Source organism: Sulfuricaulis sp. (genome assembly GCF_024653915.1).
GTDB lineage: Bacteria > Pseudomonadota > Gammaproteobacteria > Acidiferrobacterales > Sulfurifustaceae > Sulfuricaulis.
This window is the reverse complement of the sequence record NZ_JANLGY010000015.1, coordinates 1-15,924: the sequence shown is the minus strand read 5'-3', so window position 1 is coordinate 15,924 and position 15,924 is coordinate 1. Positions and strand designations below refer to the sequence as shown.

At 57.9% G+C, this 15,924-nt stretch carries 13 protein-coding genes, 1 tRNA gene, 1 other RNA gene and 1 pseudogene; 1 reads left to right on the top strand and 15 read right to left on the bottom strand.

Annotated features, from left to right (window positions below; genetic code table 11):
• From NUV55_RS08500 to rpoB, 7 genes are all read right to left on the bottom strand, one after another.
• The coding region (locus NUV55_RS08500; protein ID WP_296672047.1) for a GTP-binding protein at positions 1-88 on the bottom strand (88 nt) is incomplete at its 3' end.
• 23 nt (positions 89-111) lie between these two features.
• On the bottom strand, positions 112-2,214 hold the full coding sequence (gene fusA, locus NUV55_RS08495) for an elongation factor G (protein WP_296672045.1): 2,103 nt from the start codon (positions 2,212-2,214) through the stop codon (positions 112-114).
• A 12-nt stretch (positions 2,215-2,226) separates the two neighbouring features.
• Positions 2,227-2,382 (bottom strand): hypothetical protein, encoded by a 156-nt coding sequence (locus tag NUV55_RS08490; protein WP_296672042.1) that lies wholly within the window; start codon positions 2,380-2,382, stop codon positions 2,227-2,229.
• Positions 2,383-2,450: 68 nt separating this feature from the next.
• Positions 2,451-2,921 (bottom strand): 30S ribosomal protein S7, encoded by a 471-nt coding sequence (gene rpsG / locus NUV55_RS08485; RefSeq protein ID WP_296672040.1) that lies wholly within the window; start codon positions 2,919-2,921, stop codon positions 2,451-2,453.
• 10 nt (positions 2,922-2,931) lie between these two features.
• Complete coding sequence (gene rpsL, locus NUV55_RS08480) at positions 2,932-3,306, bottom strand: 30S ribosomal protein S12 (RefSeq protein WP_096361317.1); 375 nt, start codon at positions 3,304-3,306, stop codon at positions 2,932-2,934.
• Between the two features lie 406 nt (positions 3,307-3,712).
• Positions 3,713-7,930: a DNA-directed RNA polymerase subunit beta' gene (gene rpoC / locus NUV55_RS08475; RefSeq protein ID WP_296672036.1), complete on the bottom strand. Its 4,218-nt coding sequence runs from the start codon at positions 7,928-7,930 to the stop codon at positions 3,713-3,715.
• Positions 7,931-8,002: 72 nt separating this feature from the next.
• The gene (gene rpoB, locus NUV55_RS08470; protein ID WP_296672035.1) at positions 8,003-12,097 is read right to left on the bottom strand and encodes a DNA-directed RNA polymerase subunit beta; all 4,095 of its coding nucleotides are present in this window, start codon (positions 12,095-12,097) and stop codon (positions 8,003-8,005) included.
• Positions 12,098-12,178: 81 nt separating this feature from the next.
• On the opposite strand from rpoB, the gene NUV55_RS08465 reads away from it, so the two are divergent.
• Positions 12,179-12,254, top strand: a non-coding RNA gene (locus NUV55_RS08465) — sX9 sRNA.
• A 156-nt stretch (positions 12,255-12,410) separates the two neighbouring features.
• Here NUV55_RS08465 and rplL read toward each other — a convergent pair.
• The 8 genes and pseudogenes from rplL to NUV55_RS08425 all read right to left on the bottom strand — a co-directional run.
• Positions 12,411-12,782 (bottom strand): 50S ribosomal protein L7/L12, encoded by a 372-nt coding sequence (gene rplL, locus NUV55_RS08460; protein ID WP_296672033.1) that lies wholly within the window; start codon positions 12,780-12,782, stop codon positions 12,411-12,413.
• A 40-nt stretch (positions 12,783-12,822) separates the two neighbouring features.
• Positions 12,823-13,350 carry a 50S ribosomal protein L10 gene (gene rplJ, locus NUV55_RS08455; RefSeq protein ID WP_296672031.1) on the bottom strand — a complete coding sequence of 176 codons (528 nt, stop codon included), beginning with the start codon at positions 13,348-13,350 and terminating at the stop codon, positions 12,823-12,825.
• Positions 13,351-13,562: 212 nt separating this feature from the next.
• A complete protein-coding gene (rplA, locus tag NUV55_RS08450; RefSeq protein WP_296672029.1) occupies positions 13,563-14,246 on the bottom strand; it encodes a 50S ribosomal protein L1 in 684 nt (227 codons plus the stop codon).
• Position 14,247: 1 nt separating this feature from the next.
• On the bottom strand, positions 14,248-14,679 hold the full coding sequence (gene rplK / locus NUV55_RS08445) for a 50S ribosomal protein L11 (protein ID WP_296672027.1): 432 nt from the start codon (positions 14,677-14,679) through the stop codon (positions 14,248-14,250).
• A 59-nt stretch (positions 14,680-14,738) separates the two neighbouring features.
• The gene (gene nusG / locus NUV55_RS08440) at positions 14,739-15,272 is read right to left on the bottom strand and encodes a transcription termination/antitermination protein NusG (RefSeq protein ID WP_296672025.1); all 534 of its coding nucleotides are present in this window, start codon (positions 15,270-15,272) and stop codon (positions 14,739-14,741) included.
• Positions 15,273-15,283: 11 nt separating this feature from the next.
• Complete coding sequence (secE, locus tag NUV55_RS08435) at positions 15,284-15,625, bottom strand: preprotein translocase subunit SecE (RefSeq protein WP_296672023.1); 342 nt, start codon at positions 15,623-15,625, stop codon at positions 15,284-15,286.
• A gap of 27 nt (positions 15,626-15,652) precedes the next feature.
• Positions 15,653-15,728 (bottom strand) — tRNA-Trp (locus NUV55_RS08430).
• A 99-nt stretch (positions 15,729-15,827) separates the two neighbouring features.
• Positions 15,828-15,924 (bottom strand): annotated as a pseudogene (locus tag NUV55_RS08425) (elongation factor Tu); the annotation flags it as partial.

Genomic DNA, 15,924 nt, shown 5'->3' with positions numbered 1-15,924 from the left:
CGGTGAGCGTGGTCTTGCCATGATCGACGTGACCGATGGTGCCGACGTTCAAGTGCGGTTTGGTGCGGGAGAATTTTTCCTTGGACACGGGATGCCTCTATCTTAAATTAGTTAACTGGCCTTCTTCATGACGGATTCGGCGACATTCGACGGCACTGGCGCGTATTTCTTGAATTCCATCGTGTAAGTCGCACGACCCTGGGTCGCCGAGCGCAAACTCGTTGAGTAACCGAACATGTTCGCCAGCGGTACCTCGGAACGAATGATCTTCACGTTACCGTGACCGTCTTCCTGGCTCATGATGATGCCGCGGCGCGAGTTCAGGTCACCCATGACGTTACCCAGATAATCCGCCGGCGAGGTTACTTCCACGTCCATGATCGGCTCAAGCAGCACCGGATCGCCCTTGGGACCGGCTTCCTTCCAGCACAGAATGGCCGCCATCTTGAACGCATTCTCGTTCGAGTCCACATCGTGGTACGAACCGTAGTGCAGCGACGCTTTCACGTCGACCACGGGATAACCGAACTTGACGCCGCGCTGCATCGCCTCGTCCACGCCCTTGCGCACGGCCGGAATGAATTCCTTCGGGATCACGCCGCCCTTGATGGCGTCCACGAACTCGAAGCCCTTGCCGGGTTCCTGCGGTTCGAACTTGATAACGACGTGGCCGTACTGGCCACGGCCGCCGGACTGCTTGACGAAGCGGTATTCCTGATCCACCGCCTTGCGGATAGTTTCACGGTACGCGACCTGCGGCTTGCCGACATTGGCCTCGACGCCGAATTCGCGCCGCATCCGATCGACAATGATTTCCAGATGCAACTCACCCATGCCGGAGATGATGGTCTGGCTGGACTCCTCGTCAGTATGCACGCGAAACGAGGGATCTTCCTGGGCCAGGCGGTTCAAGGCCATGCCCATTTTTTCCTGGTCAACCTTGGTCTTGGGTTCAACCGCCTGCGAGATGACCGGCTCAGGGAATTCCATGCGCTCCAGCGTGATAACCTTGTCCGGGTCGCTCAGCGTTTCACCCGTGGTGACATCCTTCAGGCCCACGCACGCGGCGATATCACCGGCACGAACTTCTTTAATCTCCTTGCGTTCATTGGCGTGCATCTGCAACAGACGCCCGATGCGCTCCCGTCTGGACTTGACCGGGTTATAAACAGTATCGCCCGAGGTCAACACACCGGAGTACACACGGATATAGGTCAACGCGCCAACAAACGGGTCGGTCGCAATCTTGAACGCCAAGGCGGAAAACGGTTCTTCATCGGAGGCATGGCGCTCGCCGACGGTGCTGTCCTTGTCGTCCAGATGGCCCTTGATGGCGGGGCGCTCTGACGGCGCGGGCAAAAAATCAATGACCGCGTCAAGCGCTGCTTGCACGCCCTTGTTCTTGAACGCCGAGCCGCACAATACCGGCACGATTTCGAGCTTCAGGTTGCGCTCGCGCAAGCCGTGCTTAATTTCGTCTATCGTCAGCGCTTCACCGGCAAGATATTTTCCCATCACTTTTTCGTTGGCCTCGGCCGCTGCTTCGACCATGTGCTCGCGTTGCTTTTTGCACTGTTCAAGCATCTCGGCGGGAATTTCTTTTTCCTCGAACTTCATGCCCTGGGTGGAATCGTCCCAGTAAATGGCCTTCATCTTGATGAGGTCGACGACGCCCTTGTAACCTTCCTCGGCACCGATGGGCAGCTGCAGCGCCACGGCATTGGCGCCGAGACGCTCCTTGAGCTGGGACACGACATGGAGAAAATTGGCGCCGGCACGATCCATTTTGTTCACGAACGCGATGCGCGGCACTTTATATTTGTTGGCCTGGCGCCACACGGTCTCGGACTGCGGCTGCACGCCGCCCACGGCGCACAGCACGAAAATCGCGCCGTCGAGAACGCGCAGCGAACGCTCCACTTCAATCGTGAAGTCGACGTGGCCGGGGGTATCAATAATATTGAAACGGTGTTCCGGACGCGACTGGTCCATGCCCTTCCAGAAGCAGGTGGTCGCCGCCGAGGTGATGGTAATGCCGCGCTCCTGTTCCTGCTCCATCCAATCCATGATGGCGGCGCCGTCATGGACTTCACCGATTTTGTGCGAAACGCCGGTGTAGAACAGGATGCGCTCCGTGGCCGTGGTCTTACCAGCATCGATATGCGCCATAATGCCGATATTCCGGTAGCGTTCGATTGGTGTAATACGGGCCACGACTCAAATCCTCTAATTATTGCGGCGGCGTGACGCCGCTACAGAAACAGGTAAAGCGCAGGATGGCGATCCCGCACCGTAAGCCACCATGCCGCCGCAATAATTGGCAATCATAAGATTTTCAATTATTGATCCGGCACCGAAATGAATATTAATAGCCTGCAACATAAATCAATCTCTTTACTCAAATGACCCAAACTTTGTGCCGGATCAATAATTAAAGAACGGTTAATCGCTTACCAGCGGTAATGCGAGAAGGCCTTGTTGGCCTCGGCCATGCGATGCACGTCTTCGCGCTTCTTCACGGCATTGCCGCGCTTGTCCGCGGCGTCCATCAATTCATCCGCCATACGCGCCGCCATGGACTTGCCACTGCGGGTGCGTGCGGCTTCCACTACCCAGCGCATCGCCAGCGCCGTCTGACGTCCCGAGCGAACTTCCACCGGCACCTGATAGGTGGCACCGCCGACACGCCGGCTCTTGACCTCAACGAGCGGACGAACGTTGGTCAGGGCCTGATTGAACATTTCAATCGGATCCTTCTTGCTGCGTTCCGCCATGGTGTCGAGCGCACCGTAAACAATCTTCTCCGCCACGGATTTCTTGCCGCTCTTCATCACCACGGTGATGAACTTGGCGACAGTCTGGCTCAAGTATTTCGGGTCTGGCGTGACTTCACGCTTGGGGACCTCTCTGCGTCTCGACATAATTTCCTCTTTAGGTCTTCGGGCGCTTCGCGCCATACTTGGAACGACCTTGTTTGCGATCAGCCACCCCGGCCGTATCGAGTGAACCGCGCACCGTGTGATAACGCACACCGGGCAGGTCCTTGACGCGCCCACCGCGGATCAGCACCACGGAGTGCTCCTGCAGGTTGTGCCCTTCACCACCGATATAGGTGATGACTTCATAACCGTTGGTCAAACGTACCTTGGCAACCTTGCGCAACGCCGAGTTCGGCTTCTTTGGCGTCGTGGTGTACACACGTGTACACACGCCACGGCGCTGCGGACAGGCCTCGAGGGCTGGTACCTTGCTCTTGCTTTTAAGGCGCCTGCGCCCCTTGGCCACTAATTGATTAATTGTCGGCATCTGTATTAGTTGTCTTTACGATCCGAAAAAAGAAATTTCCGCCATGGCGGAAATTTCATATTTATTTATTCGCCATCCAAATTGACGAAATGCCTTCCCGGCATTTTGCCCTTCGGGCGGCCTGCGGTTTCCAATTTCGCTCCGGGCGATTTTGTCGCGCGGTCGGCGTCGATACTGCGGAGTCCGGCCAGATGGCCGAAAAGCAACAGCTCTTTTTCAGAAATCTCGGAGGCTTTAACAAAGACAGGCCGGCGGGATCCCGGCCTGTCTGAGGGGCGCGATTCTAGGGATACACCCCTTTTGTGTCAAGCCGTTACGGCCTTAAATGGCCTTTTTCCGAGTCAATCTTACACTCACAAGCCATTCGGCCCCGGAAAACCTCGGACTATGTCGACCCTCTAAAGTCCTACGTCCCCACCGCCTCTTCGCCGCTGCGCGCCGAGGGTTTGCTCGAGACAGTACCAGACAGGGACTGCCTCAGATCCTTGGCTTCCTGTATGGCCTCGCCACGGTCGAGACGACGCTGCAGATGGAAAGCCAGACCCGTACCGGCCGGAATCAGGCGGCCAACAATCACGTTTTCCTTGAGGCCGCGCAGCAGATCCAGCTTGCCCGTGATGGCTGCCTCGGTCAACACGCGCGTCGTCTCCTGGAACGAGGCCGCAGAAATAAACGACTCGGTCGACAGCGACGCCTTGGTGATACCCAGCAACAGCGGTTCGAAGGTAGCCGGCTTTTTCTTCTGGGCCACCATTAAATCGTTGTCTTCGATCACGCGCACGCGTTCGGCCTGTTCACCCTGCAGGAAGCGTGTATCGCCAGAATCGAGAATGCGCACCTTGCGCAACATCTGACGCACGATCACTTCGATGTGCTTGTCGTTGATCTTCACGCCTTGCAGACGATACACGTCCTGGATTTCATCCACGATGTAATTGGTAAGCGCCTCGACACCCAGCAGACGCAGAATATCGGCCGCGACCGGTGCGCCTTCGACGATGGTGTCACCCTGCTCCACCGTCTCGCCCTCGAACACCGTAATATGACGGCCCTTCGGGATCAGGTACTCGTGCTCCACGCCTTCCTTGTCATTAATAATGAGACGTTGCTTGCCCTTGGTCTCCTTGCCGAAGGAAATAACACCGCTGACCTCCGCCAGGATCGCAAAATCCTTGGGCTTGCGCGCCTCGAACAGTTCCGCCACACGCGGCAGGCCACCGGTGATGTCGCGGGTTTTCAGAGATTCCTGCGGGATACGCGCGAGCACATCACCCACGCCTACCTTGGCGCCGTCTTCCACGGTGATAAAGGCGCCCGGCGGCAGCATGTACTTGGCCGGAATTTCTGTTCCCGGAATATTGACCGGCTTGCCCTTGCCATCCACCAATGTGATCACCGGTCGGATGTCCTTGGTGCCAGCGCGATGCTTGGCATCAAGCACCACGTAAGTGGACAGACCCGTGATCTCGTCGGTCTGCTTGTTCACCGTGACGCCTTCAATAAGATCGCTGAAGTTAACCTTGCCCGCCACTTCGGTGATGATGGGATGCGTGTGCGGGTCCCAGTTGGCAACCACGGCACCGCTCTTCACTTTGGAGCCGTCATGCACTGACAGCACGGCACCGAACGGCAACTTGTAGCGCTCGCGGTTGCGGCCCTGGTCGTCCTGAATAATCAACTCGCCCGAACGCGACACCGCGACATGGTTGCCGCTGGCGTGTTTTACCACCTTGAGATTCTTGAGGCGCGCGACACCCGTGGTTTTGACCTCGATGCGCGACACCGCCGTGGCGCGTGAGGCGGCGCCACCGATATGGAACGTGCGCATGGTGAGCTGGGTACCCGGCTCGCCGATCGACTGGGCGGCAATGACGCCCACGGCCTCACCCAGATTGATGAGATGACCGCGTCCAAGATCGCGCCCGTAACACTGACGGCACACCCCGTAACGGGTCCGGCAGGTCACCGGCGAACGCACCTGCACCTGATCGATGTTGCGATCCTCGAGCAGCGCGACGGTCTTTTCGTCCAGCACCGAACCGTCCGGAATCAGCACCTTCTTGTCATTGGACGCATCGCGGATGTCACCAATCACCACGCGACCGAGAATACGGTCACGCAACGCGATCACGATTTCACCGCCTTCGACGAGCGCGACTTTGGTTACTCCCTCGGTTGTGCCGCAATCATCCTCGGTGACGACCAGATCCTGGCAGACATCCACGAGGCGACGCGTGAGGTATCCCGAATTCGCGGTCTTGAGTGCCGTATCGGCCAGACCTTTACGAGCACCGTGCGTCGAGATGAAGTACTGCAACACGTTCAGACCTTCGCGGAAATTTGCCGTGATCGGCGTTTCGATGATCGAGCCGTCCGGCTTGGCCATCAGCCCGCGCATGCCGGAGAGTTGACGAATTTGTGCGGCGCTGCCGCGCGCGCCGGAATCCGCCATCATGAAAATGGAGTTGAACGACTCCTGCTTCGCCGTCTTGCCTTGGGCATCCTTGACCTCCTCGGTGCCAAGCTGATCCATCATGGTCTTGGCGACCCGCTCGGAAGTATGCGTCCAGATGTCCACGACCTTGTTATAGCGCTCACCGTCTGTCAGCAGGCCGGAGGCGTACTGGTTCTGGATCGCCTTCACCTCGCCCTCGGCCTGGCCGATGATCTCGGCCTTCGTTGCCGGGATGATCATGTCGTCCATGCCGAAAGACACCGCCGCACGCGTGGCGTAGGCAAAACCGGTGTACATCAGCTGGTCGGCAAAAATGACCGTGGCCTTCAGACCCACGCGCCGATAACAGGCGTTGATCAGCTCGGAGATTGTCTTCTTCTTGAGAACACGATTGATAACCTCGAACGGCAGACCTTCGGGCAGAATCTCCGACAACAGAGCCCGACCCACGGTCGTGTCATAAATTTTGCGGGTCTCGGTACGCTTGCCCTTTTCGTCAAACTGTACTTCGCGGATGCGCGCCTTGATGCGCGCCTGCAACGCCAGATGACCGCCGCTGTAGGCGCGATGCACTTCGGCCACGTCGGCAAGCGCCTTGCCTTCGCCGAGCGCGTTGATACGCTCGCGCGTCATGTAATAAAGGCCAAGCACGATATCCTGCGACGGCACGATAATCGGATCGCCGTTGGCGGGTGAAAGGATGTTGTTGGTGGACATCATCAAGGTGCGCGCTTCGAGTTGCGCCTCCACCGACAGCGGAATGTGCACCGCCATCTGGTCGCCATCGAAGTCGGCGTTATACGGCGCGCACACCAGCGGATGCAGCTGGATCGCCTTGCCTTCGACCAATTGCGGCTCGAAGGCCTGGATGCCGAGACGATGCAGCGTCGGCGCGCGGTTCAACAACACTGGATGCTCGCGGATAACCTCTTCGAGAATGTCCCACACCTCGGGGCCGGCCTGCTCAACCATCTTCTTGGCCGCCTTGATGGTGGTAGCCAGACCCTTGGATTCAAGCTTGCTGAAAATGAAGGGCTTGAACAATTCGAGCGCCATCTTTTTCGGCAGGCCACATTGATGCAGTTTCAGCGTCGGGCCCACCACGATCACGGAACGACCGGAATAGTCGACGCGCTTGCCGAGCAGATTCTGGCGGAAACGGCCCTGCTTGCCCTTGATCATGTCGGCGAGCGACTTGAGCTGGCGCTTGTTGGCGCCGGTGATGGCACGGCCGCGACGGCCGTTGTCGAGCAGCGCGTCCACCGCTTCCTGCAGCATGCGTTTCTCATTACGCACAATGATGTCCGGCGCATTAAGGTCGAGCAGGCGCTTCAGGCGGTTATTACGGTTGATGACCCGTCGATAGAGATCGTTAAGATCGGAGGTCGCAAAGCGCCCACCGTCGAGAGGCACCAGCGGACGCAGTTCCGGCGGCAGCACCGGCAAAATATCGAGCACCATCCACTCCGGTTTATTGCCGGAGTACATGAACGCCTCAAGCACCTTCAGGCGTTTGGTAATTTTCTTTATCTTGGTTTCGGAGGTGGTACCGGCGAGATCGCCGCGCGCTTTCGCCACTTCTTCTTCAAGATTGATGGACTTAAGCAGGGCACGCACGGCCTCGGCGCCCATGCGCGCGTCAAACTCGTCACCATACTGTTCGATGGCATTGAGATAGGCATCTTCCGAAAGCAGCGAGGCACGCTCCAGCGGTGTCATGCCCGGATCGATGACGAGATAAGCCTCGAAATACAGCACGCGCTCGATGTCGCGCAGGGTTATATCCAGCATCAAGCCCATGCGGGAGGGCAGGCTCTTCAGGAACCAGATATGCGCCACCGGCGAGGCCAGATCGATGTGACCCATGCGCTCACGGCGCACCTTCGACAGCGTCACTTCCACGCCGCATTTTTCACAGATCACGCCACGATGCTTGAGGCGCTTGTATTTGCCGCACAGACATTCGTAATCCTTGACCGGTCCGAAAATTTTGGCGCAGAACAGACCGTCACGTTCAGGTTTGAACGTGCGGTAATTGATGGTTTCCGGCTTCTTGACCTCGCCGTACGACCACGAGCGAATTTTCTCCGGGGAAGCAAGTCCAATGCGGATGGCATCAAAATCTTCCGACTTGCCTGGCTGCTTGAAAAGATTAAACAAGTCTTTCAAGGTATCGTCTCCTGCAAACTGTTGCGCTGATGAATTAGTAAATTCCGGTTCCGGTCCAATTCTGACCGGGGCTTAGCCTTTATCCTGCTCCAGCTCCATGTCGATGCCGAGCGCGCGGATTTCCTTGACGAGCACGTTGAAGGATTCGGGCATGCCCGGCTCCATGCGATGGTCGCCCTTGACGATGTTCTCAAACATCTTGGTGCGCCCCATGACGTCGTCGGATTTGACCGTGAGCATTTCCTGCAGCGTGTACGAAGCACCGTAGGCCTCGAGCGCCCACACTTCCATTTCACCGAAGCGCTGGCCACCGAACTGGGCCTTGCCACCCAACGGTTGCTGCGTGACCAGTGAGTACGGTCCGGTTGAACGCGCGTGCATCTTGTCATCCACCAGGTGATTAAGCTTGAGTATGTACATGTAGCCCACGGTCACCGGACGATCGAAGGCATCGCCGGTACGGCCATCCCACAACGTTGTCTGGCCGGAGGTCGGCAGTCCTGCCATAACGAGCATTTCCTTGATCTCTTCCTCCGCGGCACCGTCGAACACTGGCGTTGCGACCGGCACGCCCTTGCGCAGGTTGCGCGCGAGCTCGATGATCTCGTCGTCGGTCAGTGACTTAATATCTTCCTTACGACCGCTGCGGCCGATTTGGTTGTAGATCTTGTCGATGAAACGGCGTATTTCCTCGACCTTGCGTTGCTCTTCCAGCATCTTGCCAATCTGCACGCCCAGTTCGTGCGCAGCCCAGCCCAGATGCGTTTCCAGCACCTGGCCCACGTTCATTCGTGAGGGTACGCCGAGCGGGTTCAGCACGATGTCCACCGGTGTGCCATCCGCCATATAAGGCATGTCTTCGACGGCCACGATGCGCGAGATGACGCCCTTGTTGCCGTGACGTCCGGCCATCTTGTCACCGGGCTGCAGGCGGCGCCTCACGGCAACATAGACCTTGACCATCTTGAGCACGCCCGGAGCGAGATCGTCGCCCGAAGTGAGCTTGACCTTCTTTTCGGTGAATTTCTGGTCAAACAGGTCTTTCTGCTTGGCCAGGTACCCACGGATCTGTTCCAGCGCCTGCGAGGCCTCCTCGTTCTTGAGGCGAATATCGAACCACTTGTGGCGCGGCAGTTCCTCTAGATAGGTCTTGGTGATCTTGTCCCCGTTCGCGAGGCCCGAAGGTCCGCCATCAGCGACCTTCCCAATCAGCTGGCGTTCCAAGCGCGCATAGGCATCGTTTTCCAGAATACGGTACTGATCGTCGAGGTCCTTGCGGATGCTTGCCAGCCCGGACTCCTCGATGCTCTTGGCGCGCGCGTCTTTATCCACGCCTTCGCGCGTGAACACCTGCACGTCGATGACCGTTCCGGAAATGCCGGAAGGCACGCGCAAAGAGGTGTCCTTCACATCCGAGGCCTTTTCGCCAAAGATGGCACGCAGGAGTTTCTCCTCCGGGGTCAGCTGGGTCTCGCCCTTGGGCGTGACCTTCCCGACCAGGATATCGCCAGCGTCTACCTCGGCGCCGATATAGACGATACCCGACTCATCAAGCTTGCCGAGCGCCGCTTCGCCGACATTCGGGATATCGCGTGTGATTTCCTCGGGGCCCAGCTTGGTGTCGCGCGCGACAGTTTGCAGTTCCTCGATATGAATGGTGGTGAAACAGTCTTTCTCCACCACGCGTTCGGAAATGAGGATCGAGTCCTCGAAGTTGTAGCCGTTCCAGGGCATGAACGCGACCAGAATATTGCGGCCCAGCGCCAGTTCGCCCATGTCGGTGGATTGGCCGTCGGCCAGAACATCGCCCTTGGCAATGACATCGCCCACTTTCACCAGCGGCTTCTGATTGATATTGGTGTTCTGGTTCGAACGCGTGTATTTCGTCAGGTTATAAATGTCGACACCGACTTCACCCGGTTTGGTTTCGTCATCGTTGACGCGCACCACTATGCGCGAGGCGTCGACGGAATCCACCATGCCACCGCGCTTGGCAACGACCGTGGCGCCCGAGTCGATCGCCACAAGGCGCTCAACGCCGGTGCCCACCAGCGGCTTTTCGGTCTGCAAGACGGGCACGGCCTGGCGCTGCATGTTCGATCCCATGAGTGCGCGGTTGGCGTCATCGTGCTCGAGGAACGGAATCAGCGAGGCCGCTACCGACACGATTTGCGAGGGCGCGACGTCAATATATTCCACCTTGTCGGGCGTGGACAGCATGAACTCATTCTTGAAGCGGCAAGAAACCAGCTCGTCGATCAAATGGCCGCGACTGTCGAGCGTGGCATTGGCTTGCGCGATCATGAATTTGCTCTCTTCGATGGCCGAGAGGTAATTCACCTCATCCGCCACCTTGCCATTGGCTACCTTGCGATACGGCGTCTCGAGGAATCCGTATTCGTTGGTGCGGGCATAAACCGCGAGCGAGTTGATCAAACCGATGTTCGGGCCTTCCGGCGTCTCGATCGGGCACACGCGTCCGTAATGCGTCGGATGCACATCGCGCACTTCGAAGCCGGCGCGTTCCCGCGTCAGGCCACCAGGTCCGAGTGCCGAAACACGGCGTTTGTGCGTGATCTCGGACAACGGATTGGTCTGGTCCATGAACTGCGAAAGCTGGCTGGAACCAAAGAACTCCTTGATCACCGCCGACACCGGTTTCGCATTAATCAGCTCCTGCGGCATCAGGCCTTCCGATTCCGCCAGCGACAGGCGCTCCTTCACGGCGCGCTCAACGCGCACCAGACCGACGCGGAACTGGTTTTCCGCCAGTTCGCCGACCGAGCGTACGCGGCGGTTGCCGAGATGATCAATGTCGTCGATCTCGCCCTTGCCGTTCTTGAGCTCGATCAGGATCTTCATTGCATCGACGATATCTTCCTTGGTCAGGATGCCCGGGCCCTCGTCCATGCCCCGGCCAACGCGGCGATTGAATTTCATGCGTCCGACAGCGGACAAGTCGTAACGGTCGGAACTGAAAAATAGATTGTTGAACAGCGTCTGGGCGGCGTCACGTGTCGGCGGTTCACCGGGGCGCATCATGCGATAAATCTCGATTTGCGCTTCCAGAGCATCACGCGTGGGGTCGAGTCGCAGAGTGTCGGAAATGAACGAACCCTGATCGAGGTCATTGGTGTAAATCGTCTTGACCAGCCCGATGCCGGCTTCAAGCAACTTGTCGATCAGATCCTTGGAGACCAGGTCGTTGGCCTGCGCCAACAGTTCACCGGTCTGCGGATGAATCACGTCCTCGGCCAGCGAACGGCCGATGAGGAAGCTTGCTTCTATCGTCAGCTGCTTGAGCTTGGATTTTTCCAGCTCACGGACATGACGTCCGGAAATGCGTCTATTGGCTTCAATAATGACTTCACCCTTCGGCGTCTTCACGTCAAACTCGAACTGCATGCCGCGCAGACGGTTGGGGATCAGGTCGAGCCGAATTTCGTTCTTCACCAGATGGAAGGTGTCCGTCTCGAAAAAGGTGGCGAGAATTTCCTGCGTGGACATGCCAATGGCGCGCAGCAGTATCGTCGCGGCCAGTTTGCGCCGGCGATCGATACGCACGTACAGATAGTCCTTGGGGTCGAACTCGAGATCGAGCCACGAACCGCGGTAGGGAATGACGCGCGCCGAGAACAACAGTTTTCCGGAAGAGTGTGTCTTGCCGTAATCGTGCTCGAAAAACACGCCCGGCGAACGGTGCAACTGTGAAACGATGACGCGCTCGGTGCCGTTGATGACAAACGTGCCGTTATCGGTCATGAGCGGGATTTCGCCCATGTACACTTCCTGCTCCTTGATATCCCGCACGGTCTTGGTGCCGGTAGCCTCATCTTTCTCGAACACCACCAGGCGCAACAGCGCGCGCAGGGGTGCCGCGTAAATCAATCCGCGCTGCTGGCATTCCTTGACGTCGAATGCCGGTATACCGAGGCGGTAGCTGACAAACTCGAGCGCCGCGTTGCCATTGTAACTCTCTATCGGGAACACCGTCTTGAAGGCGGCCTGCAGACCCTGGTCGATCCGCTGCTCCGGCGGCGTTTCCGCCTGCAAGTACTGACGGTAGGATTCCTTCTGGATTTCGAGCAGATACGGAATCTTCAGAACGCCTGGGCGTTTGCCAAAGTTCTTGCGGATGAGTTTCTTCTCGGTGAATGAATAGGTCATGCTTCCCTCGGTTCTCTTAAAAGCTGTCTCAAAAACTGCTGTGCGTCCGTGATCCGGGCTCGGGCGGTGCTCGGAATCCTCATGGACTGTCGTGTCCACTCCGGTTCCTGCGCTCCGTGCTCACCCGGCTGACGGCCGCTCGCGACGTTTTTGAGACAGCTTTAGAAACAGCGTCACGGACCGGAACGACCAATGCCGTTTAGGACTGAAACAACGAACGAGGTGGCCGGCGGCAACATGCCGCCGGCGCAACCCGCCATTAACTGCACAAGTTCACCCGTCAACAACGGGTAAACCGCAACTTGCACCAACCTTACTTGAGCTCAACCTTGGCGCCGGCGGCCTCAAGATCCTTTTTCATCTTTTCGGCATCGGCCTTCGGCACGGCTTCTTTCACGGTCTGCGGCGCGCCTTCGACCAAGTCCTTGGCTTCCTTCAAGCCCAGGGTGGTCACGGCACGTACGGCCTTAATCACGGCGACCTTGTTGTCGCCCGCGGCCGCCAGAATCACGTCGAAGGCATCCTTGACCTCGGCCGGCGCTGCCGCGGCAGCGGCCGGAGCGGCAACCGCCACGGCGGCGGCGGAAACACCGAACTTGGTCTCCATTTCCTTGATCAGCTCGGACAGCTCCAGCACGGACATGCTGGAAATGGTATTAAGAATCTCTTCTTTCGAAACAGCCATGATGAAATCTCCTGAAATATAATCTTGAATGTTTGATCGGTTAGGCGGCGCTGGCCTTGGCGTCGCGCACGGCGGCCAGGGCCCTGACGAACTTCGCCGGGACCTCGTTCAAGGTCTGGACGAACTTCTGGATCGGTGCCTGCATGGTGCCGAGGAGCATTGCCAGCAATTGCTCTCGTCCGGGCAGTACCGCCAACGCCTGTATCTGCGCCAAAGACATGAGCTTGCCACCCATGGCACCGGCCTTAATTTTGAGCGCTTCGTTATCTTTCGCGAATTCACTCAGAATCTTAGCGACCGCCACGGGGTCGGTTGATACCGCGAATGCCAGCGGACCGGACATCTGGTCTTTCAGGCATTCAAAGCTCGTACCTTCCACAGCCCGCCGAGCCAGCGTGTTCTTGACGACGCGCAGATAGACCTTGCCTTCATGCGCCTTGCGGCGCAGCACGGTCATCTGGGCAACGGACAGCCCACGGTATTCGGCCAGCATGGCCGCCTGTGCATCCGTCAACTTCCCGGACACCTCGGCGACTACCGCCTTTTTCTCATCTAATGTCAGACTCATATGAGTCACCTCCGGTTGCTACGTCTATAAACAACGGCGACCTTTTCAGGAGGTAATCCTGTGTCGGGCACACCGTCTGCGCAGGCTGCGGCATCGTATTAAGCACCCTGTAACTGACATCGTTACTTCGGTGCGCCTGCGGTCTTTGACAACGCTCCGCGCCCAACAACAGCACGAAACGACCCAAAGTTCCTTGCTACAAAAAACCTTTCTTACAGCCCCGCGGTGTCCAGGCGAACGCCCGGGCCCATCGTGGTTGAAAGCGTAATCTTCTTCAGGTACACGCCTTTCGCAGCGGCGGGCTTGACCTTGTTCAATGCCGCCATCAGCGACAGGAAATTCTCCTTGAGCGCCTCCGCCTCGAACGAGGCCTTGCCGATGGCGCAGTGCACCAGACCGGCCTTGTCGGTGCGGAACTGAACCTGACCGGCCTTGGCATTCTCGACCGCCTTGGCCACGTTGGGCGTCACCGTGCCGACCTTCGGGTTCGGCATTAACCCGCGCGGGCCGAGAATCTGGCCCAACTGGCCCACGACACGCATGGCCTCCGGTGTCGCAATGGCGAGATCGAAATCGATCTTTCCCGCCTTGATCTGATCCGCCAGATCCTGGAAACCGATGATATCGGCGCCAGCCTTTCTTGCCGCTTCGGCGGCGGCACCTTCGGCGAACACCGCCACGCGCACCTTCTTGCCGGTGCCGCGCGGCATCACCGCCGTGCCACGAACGTTCTGCTCCGATTTCTTGGCATCGATGCCAAGATTGATGGCCACGTCCACCGATTCGTCAAACTTGGCGCTGGCAGTGCCCTTGAGAATCTTCAGGGCCTCATCGAGCGGATAATTCTTCATCCGTTCCACTTTCGCGAGTTGTGCTTTCAGGCGTTTGCCAGCCATGTCACGCCCCCTCGCATTCCACGCCCATCTGGCGTGCGCTGCCCGCAATGATTTTCACCGCGGTGTTGATATCGTAACAATTGAGATCAGGCATCTTGATTTTGGCGATCTCCTCGAGCTGCTTGCGCGATAGCTTGCCCACCTTTTGCTTGAGCGCGTTACTGCTGCCGGACTCCAGCCCCAAGGCCTTCTTGATCAGCACCGACGCCGGCGGCGTTTTGGTAATAAAGGTGAAACTCTTGTCGCTGAAGGCCGTGATGATGACCGGAATCGGCATGCCCTTTTCCATCTTTTGGGTCACTGCATTGAACTGCTTGCAGAACTCCATGATGTTCAGGCCATGTTGTCCGAGCGCCGGTCCCACCGGCGGGGACGGATTGGCCGACCCGGCTGGCACCTGCAACTTGATGTACGCCGAAACTTTCTTTGCCACGATTTACTCCTTAACGGGTGCAAGCGGCTGTTGTCAGCCTCCCCGCGATTAATGAAAACTCAGGCCTTCTCGACCTGACTGAACTCCAGCTCCACCGGTGTCTGGCGTCCGAAGATCGACACCGACACCTTGAGTTTGTTCTTTTCGTAATTGACGTCTTCGACCGTGCCGTTGAAATCCTGGAACGGGCCGTCAATGACGCGCACCAGCTCGCCCGCCATGAACGAGAATTTCGGACGCGGTTTCTCTACGCCTTCCTGCACCTGCCGCAGAATCGCATCGGCCTCCTTGTCGGTGATGGGCGTCGGCTTGCTGCCGGAACCACCAATGAAACCGCTCACCTTGGGCACGTCCTTCACGAGATGCCAGGTTTCATCGTCCATATCCATTTTCACGAGCACATAGCCCGGGAAGAATTTGCGTTCGCTGGTGCGCTTCTGGCCGCTTTTCATTTCCACGACCTCTTCGGTCGGCACCAGAATCTCACCGAACTTTTCTTCCATGCCGGCGTTGCGGATGTGCTCTTTGAGCGAACGCACCACCGCCTTTTCGAAACCGGAATAGGTGTGCACGACATACCAGCGCATCGTCATGAATTCAGCTCCTATCCCGTGACTACTCGGACTATCTTGTGCAGGCCCCAATCGATCACCCACATATATACGGCCACCAGAATGACCATGACAAAAACGATCAATGTCACCTGCATGGTTTCCTTTCTGGTCGGCCAGATCACCTTGCGAATTTCAAGCCGCGAACCCTTCGTGAATTCCCAGGCGTTGCGTCCAAATTCCGTTTGCGCAACGAAAATCACCGCCAGCACGACAGCCGCCAGCATGACGGCCACCCGGATCAGATCCGGTTTGTCGCCAAAGTAATAGAATCCCCCGATGCCGCCTGCCACTATCAGCACCGCGAGAATTAATTTCAGTTTATCCGCTGTCACTACTAAATTCCTTCTTTGCCAGCCATCTGGCAGGCCAGGAGGGACTCGAACCCCCAACCTGCGGTTTTGGAGACCGCTGCTCTACCAATTGAGCTACTGGCCTAATAACTCAGTGTTTAGTGTTTAGTTATTAGTGTTAAGTGAAGGTCGCGCGCAGCGCGCTCATTAACTAATCACTTACCACTTAAAACTCAACACTGTCCTATTCAATCACCTTCGCCACCACCCCCGCGCCCACGGTACGGCCGCCTTCGCGAATGGCGAAGCGCAGGCCCTGTTCCATGGCGATGGGGTTGATC

What these genes read in the sequence shown, in the direction of transcription:
- rplJ (WP_296672031.1), bottom strand. Translation starts at nt 13,350, where the DNA reads ATGAGTCTGACATTAGATGAGAAAAAGGCGGTAGTCGCCGAGGTGTCC.
- rplA (WP_296672029.1), bottom strand. Translation starts at nt 14,246, where the DNA reads ATGGCTGGCAAACGCCTGAAAGCACAACTCGCGAAAGTGGAACGGATG.
- rpoB (WP_296672035.1), bottom strand. Translation starts at nt 12,097, where the DNA reads ATGACCTATTCATTCACCGAGAAGAAACTCATCCGCAAGAACTTTGGC.
- nusG (WP_296672025.1), bottom strand. Translation starts at nt 15,272, where the DNA reads ATGACGATGCGCTGGTATGTCGTGCACACCTATTCCGGTTTCGAAAAG.
- rpsG (WP_296672040.1), bottom strand. Translation starts at nt 2,921, where the DNA reads ATGTCGAGACGCAGAGAGGTCCCCAAGCGTGAAGTCACGCCAGACCCG.
- NUV55_RS08490 (WP_296672042.1), bottom strand. Translation starts at nt 2,382, where the DNA reads ATGTTGCAGGCTATTAATATTCATTTCGGTGCCGGATCAATAATTGAA.
- rplL (WP_296672033.1), bottom strand. Translation starts at nt 12,782, where the DNA reads ATGGCTGTTTCGAAAGAAGAGATTCTTAATACCATTTCCAGCATGTCC.
- rpsL (WP_096361317.1), bottom strand. Translation starts at nt 3,306, where the DNA reads ATGCCGACAATTAATCAATTAGTGGCCAAGGGGCGCAGGCGCCTTAAA.